The following is a 19999-nucleotide window of genomic DNA, read 5'->3' as shown; positions in this document are numbered from 1 at the left end:
GTGGTCTGACCACTCATAACTAATAGCATACAAAATTATTAATAAAACGTAAAGAAAAAACTGTACAAAATTGTACAGTTCTAATTCCAAAGTGATTTTCCTATTATTTGTGTATTCCCATTTCTACGTTCTGATTTTCCTTCAACGACAATAATTGACATTTCTTTCAACAAAGCATTATATTTCGCATATTCTTCAGGAAAAAGAGTTACCGAAATACTTCCAGTATCATCTTGTAATGTAACAAATGCCATTGATTCACCCTTTTTTGTTCTTATCCTTTTTATTTCTTCGATGAGACCAATTATTTTTACTTTCCATTCTTTTTGTGCTTGTTGAACGTTCCATATACTAGCTATTTGATCAGGATGATTTCTTTTAATGGAAACTGTAGGATGCTCAGAAAAATATTGACCTAACACATCTTTCTCAAATTGAAGCTTCATCATTAAGGGTAATGGTTCCGTTTGTATATATTTAGATTTTCCAAAATGAGAAGCATCTCCGTTAAACAAATCACTCTCTTCCGTAGGGCTTACAAGCTCCGCATATTTTACAGCAGCATCTAACGTGGCGAGCAACGTGGACCGTTCTTCATCAAATTCATCTAAAGCACCAGCCTTAATAAGTGGCTCCACATTTTTTCTAGTAAAATGGACTGCAGTAAGATCGGCGGCAAAATCGAAAATATCATCCCAGTTAGAAGTTCTGTTCAATCTTTGCTGTTTTAATTTCTTTATAAATGCCTGAGACACCCCTTTAATAGCATTTAAGCCAAAACGAACACCACCACTTTCAACAGAAAAAGATAGTTGGCTTTTATAAATGGAAGGAGGTAACACGCTAATATTTTTTTGTTTCATTTCCATTAAAAGTTGATTTATTTTTTCCTGATTTCCAACTGCAGTACTTAATAATGCACAGTAAAATGGAACAGGGAAATGAGTTTTTAAATAAGCCATTTGGTACGAAATAACACTATAGGCTACTGCATGACTCTTTGGAAATCCATAATCTGCAAAACGAACGATTAAGTCGTATACAGTCGAGGCAGCCTCCTGTGTATGACCAAGTTGTATAGCCTTTTGAACGAAATGAGCTCGTTCTTTTTGTAAGATTTCACGATTTTTTTTACTAACTGCTCGTCGTAACAAATCCGCTTCTCCGAATGTAAAACCAGCCATTTGTGAGGCAATTTGCATGATTTGCTCTTGATAGACGATGATGCCATAAGTTTCTCGTAAAATTGGTTCAAGCACTGGATGTTCATATGTTACAGCCTGCTGTCCTAATTTTCTTTTTGCGTACAATGGAATACTGTCCATTGGCCCTGGTCTAAATAAAGCATTAACCGCTACAATATCCTCAAATTTTGAGGGTTTTATTTGCCTTAAGGCATTTCGCATACCTGCAGATTCAAGTTGGAAGACACCTGTTGTGTCCCCATTTTGAAGCATTTGAAAGGTAGGTTGATCATTCAAAGGAATAGCCGCTAATGTGACTTTGGTTGTCGTTTTTTTATTGATTAAAAATAGAATTCTCTCTATAATGGTCAAGTTCCTCAACCCAAGAAAATCCATTTTCAATAAGCCTACCTGCTCGACTTCTTTCATAGGCCACTGCGTTAAATATATATCATCATGGCCACTCTGGATCGGTACTACGTCTACAAGTGGACTTGGTGAAAGTACTACACCAGCTGCATGAGTGGAAGCATTTCTCGGTAATCCTTCTAATCCAAGAGCGACTTGGAACCATTTTTTTCGGATTTCTTCTGTTTGTATAAACTCTCTTAACTTTTGTGATTGCTCATAAGCCTCTTTTAAAGTAATGCCAGGCTTGGATGGAATAAAGGATGAGATAGCTTCTAATGTAGAAGATTCAAACCCAAACACCCTTGCCACTTCACGCGCCACAGCTTTAGCTGAAAGAGTACCGAAAGTGATTATTTGGGACACATGTTGTTTGCCATACTTTTCAACGACGTATTGTATAACTTCCATTCTTTTTGAATCGGCAAAATCAATATCAATATCTGGCAAAGTAATACGTTCCGGATTTAAAAACCGTTCAAACAAAAGACCGTATTCAAGTGGATCTACATCTGTAATACTAAGAGAATAAGCTACAAGGGAACTTGCAGAAGATCCTCGTCCTGGTCCTGTTAATATTCCAGCCTGTTTTGCAAACTTCATAAAATCCTGCACTATTAGAAAATAATCATCATACTTCATTTGACTTATAACGTTAAGTTCATACTGTAGACGCTCCACATATTCGGTCGTTACGTTTTGTACTCGTTTTGTTAAACCCTCTTCGCAAAGTTGTCGTAAATGGTCTTTTGCCAATACGTTTGGAGGTAGAGGGAATTTCGGCATATGGTGGGTAGGTTGTTCGAATGATAAGTGGCAGCTTTCTAGCATTTTTTTTGTATTGTCAAGCCAATTTGGAACATCTGAAAACCAATTCAGCCACTCCTCGTTTGAAAGTAGGTGATAAGAATTAGTGGAAGGTTTTAAACGATTCATGTCAGACATTTTGAGGGATTGATCCATTGCATTTAAAACTTCGAATGCAAAAGAATCCTCTTTTTCTATATAGCGACTCATATGATAAGTAGTTATAGGAATAGAAAGTTCATCTGCAATCGATATTATTTCACGTTCGTTTTCCTTGATTACTCCATTTGGTCTCTCTATACCTACAAACAGAAAAGAAGGAAGAAATACTTTAGCTAATTCAGCTAAAACTTCTTTCGAATATTGCTGTTCACTGTAATAGACTGCAATTATTCCTTCTTTATAAGCTATTAACCATTTTAGTGGTAGTTCGGAAAGTTCTCTTGTTTCTAGACTACTTGTAATCTTCAAAAGATTTTCATAACCTCTGTTGTTTTTTGCGTATAAAATGATAGAACATATTTGAGTTTCTAATTGGACCTTGATCGTTAGTCCTATCACCGGGTGAATTTGTTGTTTATTTAATTCATGCCAAAAAGGCAACATGCCATACAATTTACTATTTGTAATAGCGGCTGCCTTCGCATTATTCTTTTTCAACTTTTGAATTAGTTGGTCCAGTTGTATTGTACTTTTCAGCATATCCGCTGATGTTACAATTTGTGGATATACTGTTTCCATATAAGACACCTCTGTTTACAACATTTTTAAATCCTTAATGACAACATCTGCTTCATCCCACGACTTTACGGAAGCACCTGAAGCTAGTGGATGTCCTCCACCACCATATTTTTTGGCTATTTCGTTAATAATCGGACCTTTTGAGCGAAGGCGAACACGAATTTCTTTTTCATCCTCGATAAAAAATACCCAACATCTCATACCTTTTACGTCGGCTAAAGCACTTACCAATAGAGATGCTTCCGATTCTGCAACATTGTATTTTTGTAAAATTTCTCTTGTTAATTTAACAAAACCTACACCATTTTCATCCATGCTAAAGTTTTCATATACATAGCCTTTTAAATGAAGTAAGTTGCGTTCAACCTCATACATACCATTGAACAGTTCAGTACGATCAAAGCCATGAGAAAGCAATTGTCCTGCATATTTCATTGTTTGGAGTGTTGTACTTTGGAACATAAATCTTCCTGTGTCACCAACAATTCCAGCAAATAATAATCTTGCAATACTTGCATCCAACTTCCAGCTTCTATATTCCTTCGCTTCTTCAAATAATTCACAAATCATTTCACTTACCGAGCTCGCGCTTGTGTTAACCCAGAGTAAATCTCCATAAGCATCATCATTTGGGTGATGATCTATTTTTATCAAATAACTACCTAGCTTATAACGATCATCATCTATTCTTTCTGTATTTGCCGTGTCTGTAACAATAATAAGAGCATCTTTAAAGTCTTCATCTAAAACTTTATCTGGTCGAGCTAAAAAGTCTAAAGTATTTTCATGAATTCCAGTAGCAAATACTTTTTTATTTGGATAGTTTAATGAAATGAGTTCTTTTAATCCTATTTGAGATCCATATGCATCCGGATCGGGACGTACATGTCGATGTATTATTATTTTGTCATAGCGTTCGATTGTGTCTATGATTTGTCTTTTCATTTCAAGTTCCCTCACTTCATCAGATTTACTATTCGCATTTTCACAAATTTCCCTATACAATAATGAAAGCTTAACTTTTATTGGGGGTCCATTATGATACTTAATTTTATCTTTATACTAGCCATCGTTGTTTCATTTGTTTGGTATTTTTATTTTAAAACGAAACAATTTCGCACCACTTTACCTATTCGAAAAAAATGGTTTGCCGCGAAAGCATCTATTTGTTTGGGAGCATTTATACTTTTTTTTGGATTAAATTTTCTTATCGTGTTCCCATCAACTCTTACATATGTAATCTCCGCAATTTTTATCCTTCTGGGAGGATATTTTATGTATCATAATTATAAAGTATCCAAGCATTATGGACAATTCGTTCAAGAGGAATTAGATTTAAATAAATAACATATTCAATTGGAAATGATGCAGCTATAAAGCTGCATCATTTTTTCATCGTTCGAGCATTTGATAAGTAACCATTGCTTTTCCGACTAACTGTTTCTCATTAAATACTTCTATGTCCATTTTTGCTACTTTACGGCTCATTTCTAATACTTTAGCATGGATTCGTAAAATACTTTCTATCTGGATAGGCTTCGTATAGTAAATCGTCATATTTTCTACAACGCTTTCTCCTCGTTTTCGAATTTTCAAGGTTTGGGCCCCTGTTTCTGTCAATAATATAGAGAATGCGCCATATGACATAGCACCATAATGGTTCGTCATCTGCGGAGTTACTATAAACTCAAAAATGTATTCTTCAGCAGAAATTAGTTTAATTTGCTGCTTTACAATATCGTCTATTGTTTCTCCGTTTTGAGGCTGTCGTGAAGCCGCTTGTAATGCTTTCAGCACATCCTGTCTACTAATGACACCTTTTAAGGAATTGTTATCACCTACTACAGGTAACAAGTCTATTCCTTCCCAAATCATGCGATGACTTGCTGAGGCGACGCTAGTTTTAAGTGTGATGGATATCGGATTTCTCGTCATTACTTTGTCGATTAGCTCTAGACTATCTTTACCAATTACATCTCTCGCCGTAACAATCCCGACCAGCTTGTTCGATTTATCAACTACTGGGAATCCTCCATGTGTCGTCAATTGGTTTAATTCATGGTAACGATTTATTAAATCATTTGTACGAAGAAAAGATGTATCTTTTAAAGGAACATAAATATCTTCAATTAAAAGCACGTCTTTTTTAATCAGTTGATCATCAATTGCCCGATTGATCATCGTAGCAACTGTAAAAGTATCATAGCTTGTTGATATTACTGGCAACTCCAAATCGTCCGCTAGTTTTTTTGTTCTATCAGAAACATCAAATCCACCGGTTACAAGTACTGCTGCTCCAGCTCGCAATCCTGATTCATGTACTTGAAGACGATTTCCCACAATTAACAAGTTACTCGGTTCTACATAACGCATCATGTCTTCTAATTGCATAGCCCCTATAACAAACTTATTTAGTGTTTTGTAAAGACCAGATTTCCCACCCAATACTTGTCCATCTACTATATTTACTACTTCAGCATAAGTTAATCTTTCAAAATGCTCTTTTTTCTTTAGTTCAATTCGAATCGTTCCAACTCGTTCAATTGTACTAACTAACCTTCTATTTTCTGCTTCTTTTATCGCACGGTATGCTGTTCCTTCACTGACCGTTAAATCTTTCGCTATTTGTCTAACAGATATTTTATCCCCAACAGGAAGTTTTTCTATATACGCTAAAATTTGCTCATGTTTTGTTGTCATGTAGTCACATCCAAACGATTGTTATACGCTTATTGTACCACATTATATATATTATCTAGCTATGTTACAGTCTAACCATTTCACCTGCTTGAAGTATTTGTACTTCTGCTGTTGACACTAATTCCTTAAAATGATTTGGGTCTTGTTTTATAGGTGGGAAAGTATTGTAATGTATCGGGACAACTACCTTTGGCTTTAATAGTTCAGTAGCATAGGCAGCGTCTTTAGGACCCATAGTAAAATTATCACCTATTGGTAAAAATGCTACGTCAATATTATTTCTCTGCCCAATTAGTTGCATATCTCCGAACAGGGCTGTATCACCTGCATGGTAGATGGTCTTACCTTCTGTGGTAAATAATATTCCAGCTGGCATACCAGTGTAAATTGTTCCATCTTCATTTGAAGTAAAAGAAGAACTATGGAATGCTTGTGTTAACTTTACTTGTCCAAAATCAAATTCATATGCCCCACCTAAACCCATTTCATGTGTATTTAAACCCTTAGTACCTAGATATTCAGCAAGCTCAAAAGGCGCTACAACAAGTGCATTAGACTGCTTTGCAATTTCAATAGTGTCTCCGACATGATCATTATGTCCATGTGTCAATAAAATTACATCTGGCTTTTCCTCAGAGGCCGTTAAATCAGTTAAACCATTTCCGGTGATAAAAGGATCGATTAAAATCGTGTGCGTATTTGTTTTAATTTTTACTACAGAATGTCCATGATAACTAATTTGCATAAGTAATCCGCTCCTTTTGGTTAATTTTCTCTCTGTATTTCATTCAACGTAGATGCCAGAAATCCTTTATTCTGATATCCTTAACTTATAAATATTAAAAGAGGTGCCATGATGAAACAAGTAGAAAGAATTCAAAGTTTTTTAAAGTCTAATAATATTGACGCTGCATTCATAACGACTCCAGATAATGTTTTTTATTTTACTGGATTTAGAAGCAATCCGCATGAACGTTTGCTTGGTGTTTTAATTTTTAAGGATGCTGCACCATTTATCATTTGTCCGCAAATGGAAGTTCCAGATGCTTTGGCAACTGGTTGGACTGGGGATATTGTTGGCCACCAAGATACGGAAAATGCTTGGGATATCGTAGTTCAAACCATTCAAAACAAAGTTGGCGTTATCAACTCATTGGCAATTGAAAAAGCACATTTAACTGTCGAACGCCAAGAAGCTATACTAGAGAGAATACCTGCGATTCAAATTTCAAGAATCGATGAGGCGATCAATAAATTACGTGTTATTAAAACAGAAGATGAATTGGTAAATATGAGAAAAGCTGCTGAGCTTGCTGATTTTGCAATTGAAGTAGGTTGCAAAGAAATTGCTGAAGGAAAAACAGAGCTAGAAATTTTAAATGCTATAGAAAATGCAGTAAAAGAAAAAGGCGGATATCAAATGTCCTTTGATACGATGGTATTAAGTGGACCTAAAACGGCTTCTCCACATGGTAATCCTGGTGATCGTAAAATACAAAAAGGTGACTTTATCCTATTTGATTTAGGCGTTGTTTATAATGGCTACTGCTCAGATATTACTAGAACTGTATCATTTGGTGAACCAACAGAGGAAAAACGTGAAGTTTATGAGACTGTACGCCGTGCAGAAGAGGCTGCAGTAAATGCAGTCAAACCTGGAGTAACTGCTATGGAGCTTGATAAAATTGCTCGTGACGTAATTACAGATGCTGGATACGGAGAGTATTTTACGCATCGTTTAGGACACGGTCTAGGAATTTCAGTACATGAATTTCCATCTATCACTGGTGTAAATGAGATGGAACTAGAAACTGGCATGGTATTCACTATTGAGCCAGGAATATACCATCCGGATATAACAGGTGTACGTATTGAAGATGATGTGGTCGTTACAGAAAATGGTGTTGAGGTACTTACAAAATTCCCGAAAGAATTGATAGTGCTATAAAAGCATCCACACGGGAGCTATCAGAGACTGTAGACAAACTCGAAAAAACGAGTGTTCTACAGTCTTTTAATTTTATAAAAGATATAATATATTGTTTTACCGAGGCTTACAGCTTAGTAGGAGCAATAGTACGGAAGATAAAATGATGAAAAGATGCTATATGGTCAGAAAACTTTTTATGTGGACAATAAAATTTTTATACGGACAGAAATTCATTTATCCGGACACAAAGTTCATCTATCCGGTCAGAAATAACTTTATACGGTCAGAAACAAAGATGGCCCCGTTGATTTCTGTTCCAGGCGGACGCTTTTCGCCGGCATGGCTTCAGCCGCTTCCTTCGCTCCGCTCAGTCTAGGGTCTTCAGCTCATGCACCTGACGCTTCGCTTTCGGTGCAGAAAACATTTGCTCTTCCGGCTGGAGTCGCCGCCTTCCACTCCAATCAACTATTATCCGGTTTTAAATTAGAAAACCCTCATGCCCTTAATAGAGCAAGTTTTTATCACTTACATTTTTTCAATTAGTATTTTTTAGAAAATCGTTGAATAAGGCGACGCTCCTGAGGGAATAGCGTTCGCCGAAGACCCCGCAGTTGAGGGGAAGGCAATCTAAGTTCGCCGCATCCTGCTCCTGCGCAAAGCTCGTCGCAAAAGAACTTTTGCGGCAACGATTGCATGACCAACATCGTGTTGGCCTAGGAGGCTAAGGCAACGCCCGCGGTAAGGGAGCCGTTTCAACGATATTCTTATATACCGGACGACATTATTAGTAAGGTCAAATCTATAGACTTTTTCAGTGTCGTCGCTACGCTCCTGCAGGGTCTCGTCTGTCTCGCTTTCCCGCAGGAGTCGAGCGGACGCTTCTCATATCCAATAAAATGTGATGGATATTTACACTAGTTTGTAGACGAACTAAAGCATCCTACGGGATGCTTTTTTATTATCCTATATAGAATCCTAGAAATGCTAAGCCTATGCCTCCCAAATAAGTAGCGGCAAAATAGATGAGCCATTTTCGAGGATATTTTTGAAGTGTAAGTAATTCTTTATTAAAGGTTGAAAAGGTTGTAAAAGCACCTAGAAATCCTATTCCTAGAAGTAGAACAAGATATTTATCAAGACCTAAATGAATACTGTATCCCAATAAGAAAGATCCGCTTAAATTAACAAGAAGTGTGCCAAACGGTAATTTTCGATCAGGATTGTTAAGCTTTTGGGATATGTAAAATCGAACGATGGATGCTATAAACCCTCCAATAGCTACAGCTCCAAGATGTAAAATACTCATTTACTCCCCTCACTATTCCAACCTAATTTAATCATCAGAATGCCACCAATCATACTGATCAATACGTATACTATAGACAATAGATATTCACCTCTATTAACTAATTCCACTGTTTCCAAACTAAATGTGGAGAAAGTTGTAAAAGCACCTAAAAACCCTGAAGTTATGGCAGTTTGTAAAGTCAAAGGTAGCCTACTTTTTGGCAGTACTACTGATGATAAGTAAGAGAGTATATAACAACCGATTAAATTTATAGCTAATGTGGCAAAAGGGAAAATAGATTCTGTAAACAATAGAAGCCCGATTAGATACCTTAATAATGCCCCTAATGCTCCAGCTACTCCTACAAGCAAATATGCCATTTTTCAACACTCCATCTTTATAAATAAAAAACAGAACACCCAAAGTTTTAATATCTTTGGGTGTTCACAGCAAAATATTTTAGTTTAAAAGCGTTGTAACATCCACATAAGGAAGACCTTGTGCTTCCGCAACCGCTTTAAAAGTAACATGACCTGCTAAAGTATTGATACCTTTTTGTAATGCAAGATTATCCAAGCAAGCTTGTTGATATCCCTTGTTAGCAATTTGCAAAGCATAAGGAACAGTTGCATTCGTCAGGGCCATTGTAGAAGTTCTAGGAACTGCTCCTGGCATATTAGCAACTGCATAATGAACAACACCATGCTTTTCATAAGTTGGGTTATCATGCGTTGTGATACGATCAGAAGTTTCAAAAATTCCACCTTGGTCAATTGCAATATCAATTACAACAGAGCCAGGAGACATCGATTTAATCATCTCTTCTGAAACAAGTTTTGGAGCTTTTGCACCAGGAATTAAAACTGCTCCTACTACTAAATCTGCTTCTTTAACTGCTTGTCCGATATTATAAGGATTTGAAATTAATGTTTGAACATTACTACCAAATAAATCTTCTAACTGACGAAGACGATCAGGATTTAAATCGATGATTGTAACTTGTGCACCCATACCTACAGCTATGTGAGCTGCATTAGTTCCAGCAATTCCTCCACCAACAACTGCAACTTTCGCACGTGGTACTCCTGGAACACCACCAAGCAAAATTCCTTTACCGCCATTAATTTTCTCTAAATATTGTGCACCAATTTGTGTTGCCATACGACCAGCAACTTCACTCATTGGAGTTAATAATGGTAATGAATTATTTGGAAGTTGAACCGTTTCGTAAGCAATAGCAGTTACTTTCTTTTCTAATAGGACCTTTGTCAAATCTTCTTCAGGTGCTAAATGTAGATAAGTAAAAAGGATGGATTCTTCTTTAATCAGATGAAACTCATCATGAGTAGGTTCCTTCACTTTCATAACCATTTCTTGATTCCATGCTTCTTGTGCAGTATTTACAATTGTTGCTCCTGCTGCAATATAATCCTCATCTGTAAAACTTGAACCTAATCCCGCTCCAGTTTCAATAATAACTTCATGATTGTGATGTTTTAAAGTAACAACACCTGCAGGCGTCATAGCGACACGATTTTCGTTATTTTTAGTTTCTTTTGGTACACCAATACGCATTTCCATATCCCCTTATGTACATATTTTAAGTAATAAAAATGAAAACGTTTTAAAACACTTCCATTTTAACATTTATATAGGAAAATTACTTCAATAAAATAATAATTATATGGATAAGTTCACAAGTTGTTCTTAAAATCTTACTCTAAGTAGAAGGAATACAAAAAGAAATCACGAAATATATATATATAACAAGAATAGGAGGTTTTAATTATGACATTAAAATACAAACAAATTCTAGTTGCAGTAGATGGTTCTAAAGAGGCGGAGCTTGCTTTTAAAAAATCTGTATCCATTGCAGCAAGAAACAATGCCACTTTAAACTTGATTAACATTATTGATACAAGATCATTTGCTGCAATCGAGGCTTATGACCGCTCAATCGCTGAACGAGCTCAAGTTTTTGCGGAAGAATTATTAGATGGATATAAAAAAGAAGCTCTTGCAGGCGGCGTTGCAAATGTGAACATAATCGTTGAGTATGGCTCACCAAAAACAATGATTTCAAAAGACATCGCAAACAAAGTAGAAGCAGATTTAATCATCTGTGGGGCAACTGGTTTAAACACAGTAGAACGCTTCCTTATCGGTAGTGTATCTGAATACATCGTTCGCTCCTCAAAATGTGATGTTCTAGTAGTTCGTACAGAAGAAACAGAAAGTTAAATAAAAAAAGGTAGCCCTAGGGTTACCTTTTTTATAATTCCGCTAATCTCATCGTATCTCTCGCAATCATTATCTCTTCGTTTGTCGGAATAACAATTACTTTTACTGGTGAATGTGGGTAATTTATAAACGTTTCTTTCCCAAGTATTTTGTTTAAATCAGGATCCATATAAACACCCATAAATTGTAGTCCACTTAAAACTTTTTCTCGAATGACCGAGCTATTTTCTCCTATACCTGCGGTAAATATAATTGCGTCTACTCCATTCATTCTTGCAGCATAAGAGCCAATATATTTGTGAATACGATTTGCAAATACATCTAGGGCTAACTGAGCACGATCATTTCCTTTAGAAGCCTCGTTAACGATATCACGAAGATCACTGGAAAATCCAGATACTCCTAGCATACCAGATTTTTTATTTAATATATCTAGTACTTCTTCTGCGCTTTTACCCGTCTTTTCCATTAAATAAGGGATGAGTGCTGGGTCGAGATTCCCAGATCTTGTACCCATCGTTACTCCGGCAAGTGGTGTGAATCCCATTGAGGTATCGATTGATTTTCCACGATTGATAGCAGCGATACTTGCTCCATTACCTAAATGGCAAGATATAAATCGAGTAGTCTCAATAGGTCGATTTAACATCTCTGCTGCACGATAAGCTACAAACTTATGTGAGGTACCATGGAAACCATATTTACGGATGCCATACTTCTTATAATAGTCATAAGGAATGGAATATAAGTATGAGCTCTCTGGCATTGTTTGATGAAAGGCAGTATCAAAAACTGCTACAGCAGGAACATGCGGTAATTCTTTTGCAACCTCACGTATACCTGTAAAATTTGCTGGATTATGTAACGGTGCCAGCTCAGATAGCTCATCTAATTTTTCCATAACCTTTTCATCGATCAGTATAGAATCACTGTAGACTTCCCCACCATGTACTACACGATGTCCAACTCCATGTATATCCTCTAAAGAGTGAATGACATCTTTTTCTAACAGCTGACGAATGATTAATTTGACAGCTTGTGTATGGTTTTCAACATGTTCAATTAATTGAGTACGTCCACTTTCTGTCGTCATCGTAAAAATTGGCTCGCTCAAACCAATTCGCTCGATTAACCCTTTTGCAATTACTTCTTCTTCTGGCATTTTGAGCAATTGAAACTTTAAAGAAGAACTTCCTGCATTAATTGCTAAAATATTTGCCATAAAAAAACGCCCCTTCTATATTCTAGTACGTTAATTGTACCTTTCACAGAAGGAGCGAGCAACAATCATTATTTAGCGTTTTCTTCTTGCCATATGTCAATTTTCTTAAAAAAGAGTTCCATTGCTTCTTTGTTCGACATATTAGGTACTTTTGCGAGTAAAACTTCTCTTGGAGCTTTTAAAGTCTCATTTTTCTTTTGTATGATTAATAAGCTTTTTTCTTGTCCTTTTGATTTGAAAATAGTTGACGGTAATTGGATAACAGCTTGAATCCAACCATTGTCTTTCAGGAATTTATGCAGTTTTGGAGCTTGTTTCGATTCAAAAATCGTCTCAGGTACTAAAAAGTATAACAAGCCACCTGGTTTCACATGTTTCATCGACTGCTCGATAAACAAGTGATGTGCATAAGACATCTCTTCTTCACTATGTAGGAAGTAGTCTTTTGCTGATTCTGAATCAGGATAATATCCAACAGGCAGATCACTTACAACAATATCAACAGGGTCGATTAGTAAAGGCTGTAGAGCATCTTGTCTAAATAGTTGTATGTCGCAACTTAATAACTCTCCTGTTTGTGCAGCCAACTGGATTAACAAATCATCAATTTCCACTCCAAATGCATGGTTTTCTGTTGGTAATGCATTCATTACTGTATAAAGTAAATTTCCTGTTCCTAAGGCAGGGTCTAAAATTGCCAATTCCTTTTTGTCTTTCGACATTTCCTTCACAAAATAAGCTACTAGTAATCCAATCGCATCTGGGGTCATTTGATGATTGACTTGAGCGGATTTTTTCATACCTTTAAGTATCGCAAGTTGTACAGCTTTTCTTATTTGCTCCTTGCTAGGATTAATGATGGAAGGTGTTTTTTTTTCTGTTAACCATAATTCCAAGGCATAAATAACTCCCTCTAAATAAGTAACAGATGCTTGTTCTTCTATAAAGCTACTCTCTTGATCGATAAACGTAAAAATTTTTTCTACATTTGTGTGCATATTTATCCCTCATAGTAAAACCCACTCTAAGAGTGGGCTTAAATGTTTTATTTGTTCGTTAATGCTTTAACCGCTTCTAATGCTTTTTCATAGTCTGGATGATCGGTACCTTCGCTAACGTATTCAGCGTAAGTAACAACGTCATTTTTATCGACTACAAAAACAGAACGAGCTAGTAATCGTAATTCTTCCATATAAACACCGTATGCTCTACCGAATGAAAGGTCACGGTGATCAGATAGAGTTTGAATTGCGTCAGCAGCATTAGCTCCGCACCAACGTTTTTGAGCGAATGGTAAATCTACTGAAATTGTTAAGATTACTACATCTTCACCTAAACTAGCAGCACTTTGATTGAATTTGTTTGTTTGTGTAGAACATACTCCTGTATCAAGGGAAGGAACTACACTTATTAAACGAACTTTACCAGCAGAGTCTTGAAGTGTTACTGGTGATAAATCATTTGCTAGAACTGTAAAGTCTGGCGCCTTTTCTCCAACTACTACTTCTTTTCCAACTAAAGTTACTGGATTGTTTTTAAATGTTACTTGAGCCATAAATATGTAGCCTCCTTTTTCAATATCTTCATCTTACTAGAATATGTTCTGCTCTTGCAACTCTTTTGCAGCAGGAGGACGTGTATATTCAACTTTCTGAGTTTTATCATATACAGCTTCGTGTACTACTAAAGTATCTGCAATAAAGTCGTGAATAGCTTGCTTTTTAGGAGTAAAAGCAACTGCAAGATATGGAATATTTAGTGGAATCACCGAGATAATTCTACCAACCCATTCTCTAAATAAAACCGTACTCCATTTTAACTTTTCTCGGTCCTTTGTGATTACTTTAATACCAAAAATCATTTTTCCAACTGTTTGGTTGAAAAATTTCGTCATCAACACGAAATAAGCATAAAATATAATTGATGTAATTAAGGTAAAAGGAGCATACCAAGTAGGATCATTTATCTCCAATGAAAGTAAACGGAAAATAGGTTTTATTAGTAACATTCCAATAGAAGCCAAAACTAACAGGTCCGCTACATATGCCCAAAAACGTATCCAAAAGCCTGCCGCTTTGTGCTCAAATTGATCAGTTGGCTTAGTGACTGGTTGAGTTGGAGCTTCACTTACTTGCACAATACGTTCTTCTGGCTGTTCAATTTCACTCATCATATTCCCTCCTTATCATTCACCGTATAAATACATCATGCGAGGTGCACTATTATCTGCAATCAGTTTACCGATTAATTTAGACTCCATATCAACACCAAAGAATGATTGTGCCTTCATCGCAAACAATGAAGAAAAGCTTGGCGAGTATCCATATTCAAAAACCTCTGCATCTTCCAAATCATTGTCTGTTTTGATCGCTTGAATTACATCTTCTATAAATCCAATTTCATCTGCTAATCCTGCTTCAACTGCTTGACGACCATTTACTATTCTTCCGTCCGCTACTTTTTTAACTTCAGCCTCCGTCATATTACGTCCTTGTTCGATAATATCTACAAAATCCTCATAGGAGTCGTTCAACATGACCTGTAACAGTTCTCTCTCTTCTTCTGTCATCTCTCTTGATGGGCTCATAATGTCCTTATATGGACCTGATTTGATGGTAACAAATTCTACACCGTATTTCTCTGCAAGCTTACCATAATTGACACTTTGCATAATTACACCGATTGATCCTGTAATTGTTTCTTTGTTTACAAAAATTTTATCCGCAGATGCTGAGATATAATAACCACCAGATGCTGCCATACTGCCCATCGAAACATAAACCGGCTTACCAGCTTCCTCTTGTATCTCTCTAATTTCTTTATAAATTTGCGCTGATTCAACTACTCCACCACCAGGAGAGTTTACTTGAAGTACGATAGCTTTAACTGATTCGTCTGTTTTCGCTTGTTCTAATTGCTCTAAAAAGAATTGATGATTATAAGTCTCCGTAGCAAAAAGTGATCCAGTACTTCCTGTATCCTGTATAACTCCATTTACTGTAAGGAGTGCAACACGCTCATTCATATTACCCTCTTCAATTACTGTTTCATAAAATTCAGAGCTTGAAACTGATGCAAACTCCTCCATCATTGCTGTCCAATCCGTCGAAAATGCACTCGATAACGTATTGACAAAAATAGAAACTGCTAATAATACGGATGCCCCTAAAATGGCAAACCAACGTTTCATATTCATATACCTTGTTCCTCCTTTTGTTTACATTCTTACATACGAAAAAAATGTCTAAATGTTTCATGAAATGTTAAAATAAATGCATATACAGAAGATCACATACTTCTAATTAATTTCATATGACAAAAATATTATTTAATTAAAAGGAGAAAGCTTAATGACCTCAAGAAATACAATATTTCTTTATACTAAGAATGACATAGAATCATTAGAAAAAAAAGATGTTTTAGCAGATGCGATTCAATCGTACGGCTTTCAGGTTGTAGACAACCACCAAGATGCTTCTATTATTGTTAGTATTGGAACAGATGGATCTTTTTTGCAGGCCGTTCGCAAAACTGGTTTTCGTCAAGATTGTCTTTATGCTGGAATATCAACAACTGGCACATTAAGTATGTACTGTGACTTTTTAATAGAAGATATAGAAGCGATGGCAGATGCAGTATTAAATGATCAAATAAAAGTTCGAAAATATCCGTTAATGGAAATATCGGTCAATCATAATCCAAAATTTTATTGTTTAAATGAGTTTGCGATTCGATCCAATATCATAAAAACATTTGTATTAGATATTATTATTGATGATAAGCTCTTCGAGACGTTTAGAGGAGATGGCATGGTTATTTCAACACCAACTGGAAGCTCTGCCTACAACAAATCGTTAAACGGTGCAGTTGTAGATCCACTTCTCCCTTGTATCCAAGTAACAGAGATTGCTTCCGTCAATAGCAACGAATTCAGAACACTTGGCACTTCTTTTATATTGAGCGGCAAAAGATCTCTCGAACTCCGTTTACATAAGGATTGGAATGATTATCCATCTATGAGCACCGACAACGAAGCATTGAGCATACAGCATGTAGAAACTGTCTCTATTGCTTTAAGCAATAAAATCATCAAAACCGTAAAATTAAAAGATAATAGCTACTGGGAAAAAGTAAAACGTTCTTTTTTATAAACAGTACTGTATTAAAGGGTATATCCAGGAAGTGCGCCTTACACGCCGCAAGAGCGTGAAGAATGAGACCCCGTAAAGGATGGGAGAGAGACGAAGGAGCAACTCATCCTGCGGAGGCTCATGCGTAGCGTGCGGCAAGCACACTTCCGTGTTCTGCTTTCTTTGGCTTGTTCGTTGTAGATATATTCAATAGATTCTCAACAGAATAGAAACTTACGTCTAGATCTTCTCAACATATTACGTGGAGTAAATAAAGCTTTTTATAAATAGAAACAGGTAGTCAAAGCACTACCTGTTTTTTTCGTACCTCTACAATTTTTGATGCAGTAAATAAGATTAACGCAAGCCAAATAAAGGAAAATGATATGAATTCAATTTTACTAAACGTTTCGTCATATATAAAAACTCCGATAACCAACATGAGAGTCGGAGCTATGTATTGAAGAAAACCAGACATATAAAGCGGCATCGTTATAGTACCTTTGGCAAACAACACAAGCGGTACCGCAGTTGCTACACCAGTAAAAGCTAACAATATCATAGTAGGAGCACTAGAATGAAAAAAGACTGCTTTATCAGTAATTAACAAATAGCCAAAATAAATAAGAGCCACTGGTAAAACGAACAAAGTTTCAAGCGTTAATCCTCTCAATGGATCAATCGTTAAACTTTTTTTAATAAGTCCATAAAAAGCAAATGTTAACGCTAAAATAAAAGCAATCCATGGGATTTCTCCATAGGAGACAGTTAAAATTGCCACTCCTGCAGCTGCTATAAGTACGGAAAGCTGCTGGGCTCTTGATAATTTTTCTTTTAAAAAAATAATACCTAATAGCACTGAAATTAATGGGTTAATATAATAACCTAGACTTGTTTGAACAATGTATCCTGCATTTACTGCAAATATATATGTAAACCAATTACCCGTTACTAAGTAAGAAGCTAGAACAAGACTCCAAAAGGCTTTCTTATTTTTCCAAAGTTCTTTTAAATCACTTATTAATACCCGAAAGTTCTTCATTAGAATTACTACTAAAAACGTAAATATAAAGGACCATATTACTCGACTTGCTAAGATTTCGTCGCTGGAAACATCCAAAAGCAACTTCCAATATATTGGCATAAACCCCCAAAAAATATAGGCAACAGCTACGATTACTATCCCTTGTTTTTCTTCATTTTGCAAAACTATCACCCCACATATTTAGGAACTCGAAACACAAGAAACATTATAATACTTTACTTCACTGAAGTAAATGGACATATTCATCCAATCAGACAAAAAAGCACGGAGAACATATTCTTCTCCGTGCTAATTTATTATTTAGTTTTGAGTTGTTGTTCTTGCTGTCTTAACTCTATTCTTCTAATTTTACCGGAAGTAGTTTTTGGTAATTCCTTGATAAATTCTATTTCACGCGGATATTTATATGGCGCTGTCATGGATTTCACATGCTCTTGAAGTTCTTTCACTAGTTCCTCAGTGCCTTGAATGGATGAATCACGTAAAACAACAAATGCCTTTACGATCGTTCCTCTAAGCTCATCTGGACTTCCAACAACTGCACATTCTTGAACAGCAGGATGCTTTGTAAGTGCATCTTCCACTTCGAATGGTCCAATGGTATAACCAGAGCTAATAATGATATCGTCTCCTCTACCTTCAAACCAAAAATATCCATCCTCATCTTTTTTCGCTTGGTCGCCTGTAATATAGTAATCTCCTCTAAATTGCATAGATGTTCGTTCTGGATCCTTTAAATACTCTTTAAATAGAGCTGGAGTTTCTATATGCACTGCAATATCTCCAACTTCTCCTGGAGCACAAATTTCTCCAAATTCATTCACTATTTCTACTGTATTTCCAGGAGTAGGTTTTCCCATAGAACCAGGACGAGCTTCTGTCCCTTTCATTGTTCCAACTAATAATGTATTTTCTGTTTGACCGTAGCCGTCTCGTACTTCTAAATTGAATAATCGATCAAATGTTTCAATAACTTCTCTATTCAAAGGCTCCCCTGCTGAAACAGCACTGTGAAGTGAGGAAAGATCATAATCTTTTAATCCATCTACTTTAGCCATAATTCGGTATTCAGTAGGTGTACAGCAAAGAACATTTACTTTTTTCTCTTGCATATTTTTTAAATACGTATTTGGATCAAATTTCCCATTATAAACATAACCAATCGCACCACTTCCTAAAGTTGCAAGGAACGGACTCCAAATCCATTTTTGCCATCCCGGACTAGCCGTTGCCCAAACAATATCACCTTCTTGAATCCCAAGCCAATTTGGAGCAGATGTTTTTAAATGTGCAAAAGCCCAGCCATGTGTATGCACTACACCTTTTGGATTTCCAGTTGTACCACTTGTATAAGATAGAAATGCCATATCATCCTTTAAAGTATCTACCACTTGAAACTCATCTGATTCTGCTACAATTTCATTTGTTAGTGATACCCAGTTATCTTTACTTTCACCTATTACTAATAGTAATTTTTCATCTAAATGAGAGACATCTTCGAATTGGTCTAAAAATGGCTCATATGCAATTATAGCTTTTGCTTCACTATGCACAAGACGATATTCAATATCCTTTGCTCGAAGCATTTCTGAACTCGGTATTACAACTAATCCCGCTTTTAATGCTGCGATATAAACTTCGTAAGCCTCTATTAATCGAGGAACCATGATTAATACCACATCACCTTTTTGGAGACCTTTTCGTCCAAAAAGATTCGCTATTTTATTTGACCTTTTCATTAGTTGATTATATGTACTAGTCTTCACTTCACCCTTATCGGATTCCCAAATAAGTGCTAACTTACTTTCATCTTTACTATATTTTTCAAATTCACTAACTAGGTTATAATTTTGAGGTGCAATTAAGTCTTGTTTATTCATCCTAACTCCTCCTTTTTATACACTTTAATTATAAAGGAAATTAACTGAGTTTTATATATAAAATTAATTTTCAGAAACCTTTATTTATAAAAAAATTAGCCAAAATAAAAAACCGGCAGCCTAAGCTACCGGTCCGTTGTTTTCTTATTTGCTGAAACCATTCATTTGTTGTTGAGCTTGAGCAACTAATCGCTTAGTGATTTCTCCGCCTACGGATCCGTTGGCACGCGATGATGCTTCTCCCCCAAGTTGTACTCCAAACTCTTGAGCAATTTCATATTTCATTTGATCAAGTGCTTGTCTTACTCCTGGTACTAAAAGTTGGTTTGAAGAATTGTTGTTTGGCATGTCTCTCACCTCCTTGTGAATATAGATTGGTCGATTTCTCTTAAAACATACACAAGGCGATGAGGTATATTTTGT

General features: G+C 36.0%; 19 protein-coding genes. 4 read left to right on the top strand and 15 right to left on the bottom strand.

The window, feature by feature from the left end:
- Positions 1-80: 80 nt before the first annotated feature.
- Together dnaE and AN959_RS18775 are read right to left on the bottom strand one after the other, a co-directional pair.
- Positions 81-3140 carry a DNA polymerase III subunit alpha gene (gene dnaE, locus AN959_RS18780; RefSeq protein ID WP_056833012.1) on the bottom strand — a complete coding sequence of 1020 codons (3060 nt, stop codon included), beginning with the start codon at positions 3138-3140 and terminating at the stop codon, positions 81-83.
- Positions 3141-3155: 15 nt separating this feature from the next.
- Positions 3156-4085, bottom strand: a complete 930-nt coding sequence (locus AN959_RS18775) for a bifunctional oligoribonuclease/PAP phosphatase NrnA (protein ID WP_056833010.1) — start codon at positions 4083-4085, stop codon at positions 3156-3158.
- Positions 4086-4178: 93 nt separating this feature from the next.
- Here AN959_RS18775 and AN959_RS18770 point away from each other — a divergent pair, with 93 nt between their 5' ends.
- The gene (locus tag AN959_RS18770; protein WP_053588632.1) at positions 4179-4487 is read left to right on the top strand and encodes a YtpI family protein; all 309 of its coding nucleotides are present in this window, start codon (positions 4179-4181) and stop codon (positions 4485-4487) included.
- A 45-nt stretch (positions 4488-4532) separates the two neighbouring features.
- Here AN959_RS18770 and AN959_RS18765 read toward each other — a convergent pair whose 3' ends face one another.
- Together AN959_RS18765 and AN959_RS18760 are read right to left on the bottom strand one after the other, a co-directional pair.
- Complete coding sequence (locus AN959_RS18765) at positions 4533-5840, bottom strand: DRTGG domain-containing protein (protein WP_056833007.1); 1308 nt, start codon at positions 5838-5840, stop codon at positions 4533-4535.
- Between the two features lie 64 nt (positions 5841-5904).
- Positions 5905-6585 carry a metal-dependent hydrolase gene (locus AN959_RS18760; protein WP_056833006.1) on the bottom strand — a complete coding sequence of 227 codons (681 nt, stop codon included), beginning with the start codon at positions 6583-6585 and terminating at the stop codon, positions 5905-5907.
- Between the two features lie 111 nt (positions 6586-6696).
- Between AN959_RS18760 and AN959_RS18755 the strand changes: the two genes are divergently transcribed.
- Positions 6697-7788: a Xaa-Pro peptidase family protein gene (locus AN959_RS18755; RefSeq protein WP_056833004.1), complete on the top strand. Its 1092-nt coding sequence runs from the start codon at positions 6697-6699 to the stop codon at positions 7786-7788.
- Between the two features lie 940 nt (positions 7789-8728).
- On the opposite strand, the gene AN959_RS18745 is transcribed toward AN959_RS18755, so the two are convergent.
- From AN959_RS18745 to ald, 3 genes are all read right to left on the bottom strand, one after another.
- Positions 8729-9076, bottom strand: coding sequence for a CrcB family protein (locus AN959_RS18745; RefSeq protein ID WP_056833000.1), 348 nt, complete (start codon positions 9074-9076; stop codon positions 8729-8731).
- Positions 9073-9438, bottom strand: coding sequence for a fluoride efflux transporter CrcB (gene crcB / locus AN959_RS18740; RefSeq protein WP_056832998.1), 366 nt, complete (start codon positions 9436-9438; stop codon positions 9073-9075). The genes AN959_RS18745 and crcB overlap by 4 nt, the downstream gene beginning before the upstream one ends.
- A 79-nt stretch (positions 9439-9517) precedes the next feature.
- The gene (gene ald, locus AN959_RS18735; RefSeq protein WP_056832996.1) at positions 9518-10633 is read right to left on the bottom strand and encodes an alanine dehydrogenase; all 1116 of its coding nucleotides are present in this window, start codon (positions 10631-10633) and stop codon (positions 9518-9520) included.
- A 213-nt stretch (positions 10634-10846) separates the two neighbouring features.
- Here ald and AN959_RS18730 point away from each other — a divergent pair, with 213 nt between their 5' ends.
- Positions 10847-11299: a universal stress protein gene (locus AN959_RS18730; RefSeq protein WP_053588625.1), complete on the top strand. Its 453-nt coding sequence runs from the start codon at positions 10847-10849 to the stop codon at positions 11297-11299.
- 31 nt (positions 11300-11330) lie between these two features.
- Here AN959_RS18730 and AN959_RS18725 read toward each other — a convergent pair whose 3' ends face one another.
- The 5 genes from AN959_RS18725 to sppA all read right to left on the bottom strand — a co-directional run bounded on the left by AN959_RS18725 (position 11331) and on the right by sppA (position 15717).
- Positions 11331-12521: an acetate kinase gene (locus AN959_RS18725; RefSeq protein ID WP_056832994.1), complete on the bottom strand. Its 1191-nt coding sequence runs from the start codon at positions 12519-12521 to the stop codon at positions 11331-11333.
- 68 nt (positions 12522-12589) lie between these two features.
- A complete protein-coding gene (locus AN959_RS18720; RefSeq protein ID WP_056832993.1) occupies positions 12590-13519 on the bottom strand; it encodes a class I SAM-dependent methyltransferase in 930 nt (309 codons plus the stop codon).
- 47 nt (positions 13520-13566) lie between these two features.
- Complete coding sequence (gene tpx, locus AN959_RS18715; RefSeq protein ID WP_053588618.1) at positions 13567-14076, bottom strand: thiol peroxidase; 510 nt, start codon at positions 14074-14076, stop codon at positions 13567-13569.
- Positions 14077-14112: 36 nt separating this feature from the next.
- Positions 14113-14691 carry an RDD family protein gene (locus tag AN959_RS18710; protein WP_082461098.1) on the bottom strand — a complete coding sequence of 193 codons (579 nt, stop codon included), beginning with the start codon at positions 14689-14691 and terminating at the stop codon, positions 14113-14115.
- Positions 14692-14706: 15 nt separating this feature from the next.
- On the bottom strand, positions 14707-15717 hold the full coding sequence (gene sppA / locus AN959_RS18705) for a signal peptide peptidase SppA (protein WP_056832991.1): 1011 nt from the start codon (positions 15715-15717) through the stop codon (positions 14707-14709).
- A gap of 154 nt (positions 15718-15871) precedes the next feature.
- Between sppA and AN959_RS18700 the strand changes: the two genes are divergently transcribed.
- Entirely contained in the window at positions 15872-16672 is an 801-nt protein-coding gene (locus AN959_RS18700) for an NAD kinase (RefSeq protein ID WP_056832989.1), read from the top strand.
- A gap of 280 nt (positions 16673-16952) precedes the next feature.
- On the opposite strand, the gene rarD is transcribed toward AN959_RS18700, so the two are convergent.
- The 3 genes from rarD to AN959_RS18685 form a co-directional block, all read right to left on the bottom strand.
- Positions 16953-17858: an EamA family transporter RarD gene (gene rarD, locus AN959_RS18695; protein WP_082461096.1), complete on the bottom strand. Its 906-nt coding sequence runs from the start codon at positions 17856-17858 to the stop codon at positions 16953-16955.
- 134 nt (positions 17859-17992) lie between these two features.
- The gene (gene mbcS / locus AN959_RS18690) at positions 17993-19576 is read right to left on the bottom strand and encodes an acyl-CoA synthetase MbcS (RefSeq protein ID WP_053588615.1); all 1584 of its coding nucleotides are present in this window, start codon (positions 19574-19576) and stop codon (positions 17993-17995) included.
- 144 nt (positions 19577-19720) lie between these two features.
- Positions 19721-19924 carry an alpha/beta-type small acid-soluble spore protein gene (locus AN959_RS18685; protein ID WP_053588614.1) on the bottom strand — a complete coding sequence of 68 codons (204 nt, stop codon included), beginning with the start codon at positions 19922-19924 and terminating at the stop codon, positions 19721-19723.
- Positions 19925-19999: the final 75 nt, after the last annotated feature.

The sequence above is a fragment of the Psychrobacillus sp. FJAT-21963 genome (assembly GCF_001420585.1).
Classification (GTDB): Bacteria; Bacillota; Bacilli; order Bacillales_A; family Planococcaceae; genus Psychrobacillus.
This window is presented reverse-complemented; position numbering and strand designations above follow the sequence as displayed.

What these genes read in the sequence shown, in the direction of transcription:
- dnaE (WP_056833012.1), bottom strand. Translation starts at nt 3,140, where the DNA reads ATGGAAACAGTATATCCACAAATTGTAACATCAGCGGATATGCTGAAA.
- AN959_RS18775 (WP_056833010.1), bottom strand. Translation starts at nt 4,085, where the DNA reads ATGAAAAGACAAATCATAGACACAATCGAACGCTATGACAAAATAATA.
- AN959_RS18770 (WP_053588632.1), top strand. Translation starts at nt 4,179, where the DNA reads ATGATACTTAATTTTATCTTTATACTAGCCATCGTTGTTTCATTTGTT.
- AN959_RS18765 (WP_056833007.1), bottom strand. Translation starts at nt 5,840, where the DNA reads ATGACAACAAAACATGAGCAAATTTTAGCGTATATAGAAAAACTTCCT.
- AN959_RS18760 (WP_056833006.1), bottom strand. Translation starts at nt 6,585, where the DNA reads ATGCAAATTAGTTATCATGGACATTCTGTAGTAAAAATTAAAACAAAT.
- AN959_RS18755 (WP_056833004.1), top strand. Translation starts at nt 6,697, where the DNA reads ATGAAACAAGTAGAAAGAATTCAAAGTTTTTTAAAGTCTAATAATATT.
- AN959_RS18745 (WP_056833000.1), bottom strand. Translation starts at nt 9,076, where the DNA reads ATGAGTATTTTACATCTTGGAGCTGTAGCTATTGGAGGGTTTATAGCA.
- crcB (WP_056832998.1), bottom strand. Translation starts at nt 9,438, where the DNA reads ATGGCATATTTGCTTGTAGGAGTAGCTGGAGCATTAGGGGCATTATTA.
- ald (WP_056832996.1), bottom strand. Translation starts at nt 10,633, where the DNA reads ATGCGTATTGGTGTACCAAAAGAAACTAAAAATAACGAAAATCGTGTC.
- AN959_RS18730 (WP_053588625.1), top strand. Translation starts at nt 10,847, where the DNA reads ATGACATTAAAATACAAACAAATTCTAGTTGCAGTAGATGGTTCTAAA.
- AN959_RS18725 (WP_056832994.1), bottom strand. Translation starts at nt 12,521, where the DNA reads ATGGCAAATATTTTAGCAATTAATGCAGGAAGTTCTTCTTTAAAGTTT.
- AN959_RS18720 (WP_056832993.1), bottom strand. Translation starts at nt 13,519, where the DNA reads ATGCACACAAATGTAGAAAAAATTTTTACGTTTATCGATCAAGAGAGT.
- tpx (WP_053588618.1), bottom strand. Translation starts at nt 14,076, where the DNA reads ATGGCTCAAGTAACATTTAAAAACAATCCAGTAACTTTAGTTGGAAAA.
- AN959_RS18710 (WP_082461098.1), bottom strand. Translation starts at nt 14,691, where the DNA reads ATGAGTGAAATTGAACAGCCAGAAGAACGTATTGTGCAAGTAAGTGAA.
- sppA (WP_056832991.1), bottom strand. Translation starts at nt 15,717, where the DNA reads ATGAATATGAAACGTTGGTTTGCCATTTTAGGGGCATCCGTATTATTA.
- AN959_RS18700 (WP_056832989.1), top strand. Translation starts at nt 15,872, where the DNA reads ATGACCTCAAGAAATACAATATTTCTTTATACTAAGAATGACATAGAA.
- mbcS (WP_053588615.1), bottom strand. Translation starts at nt 19,576, where the DNA reads ATGAATAAACAAGACTTAATTGCACCTCAAAATTATAACCTAGTTAGT.
- AN959_RS18685 (WP_053588614.1), bottom strand. Translation starts at nt 19,924, where the DNA reads ATGCCAAACAACAATTCTTCAAACCAACTTTTAGTACCAGGAGTAAGA.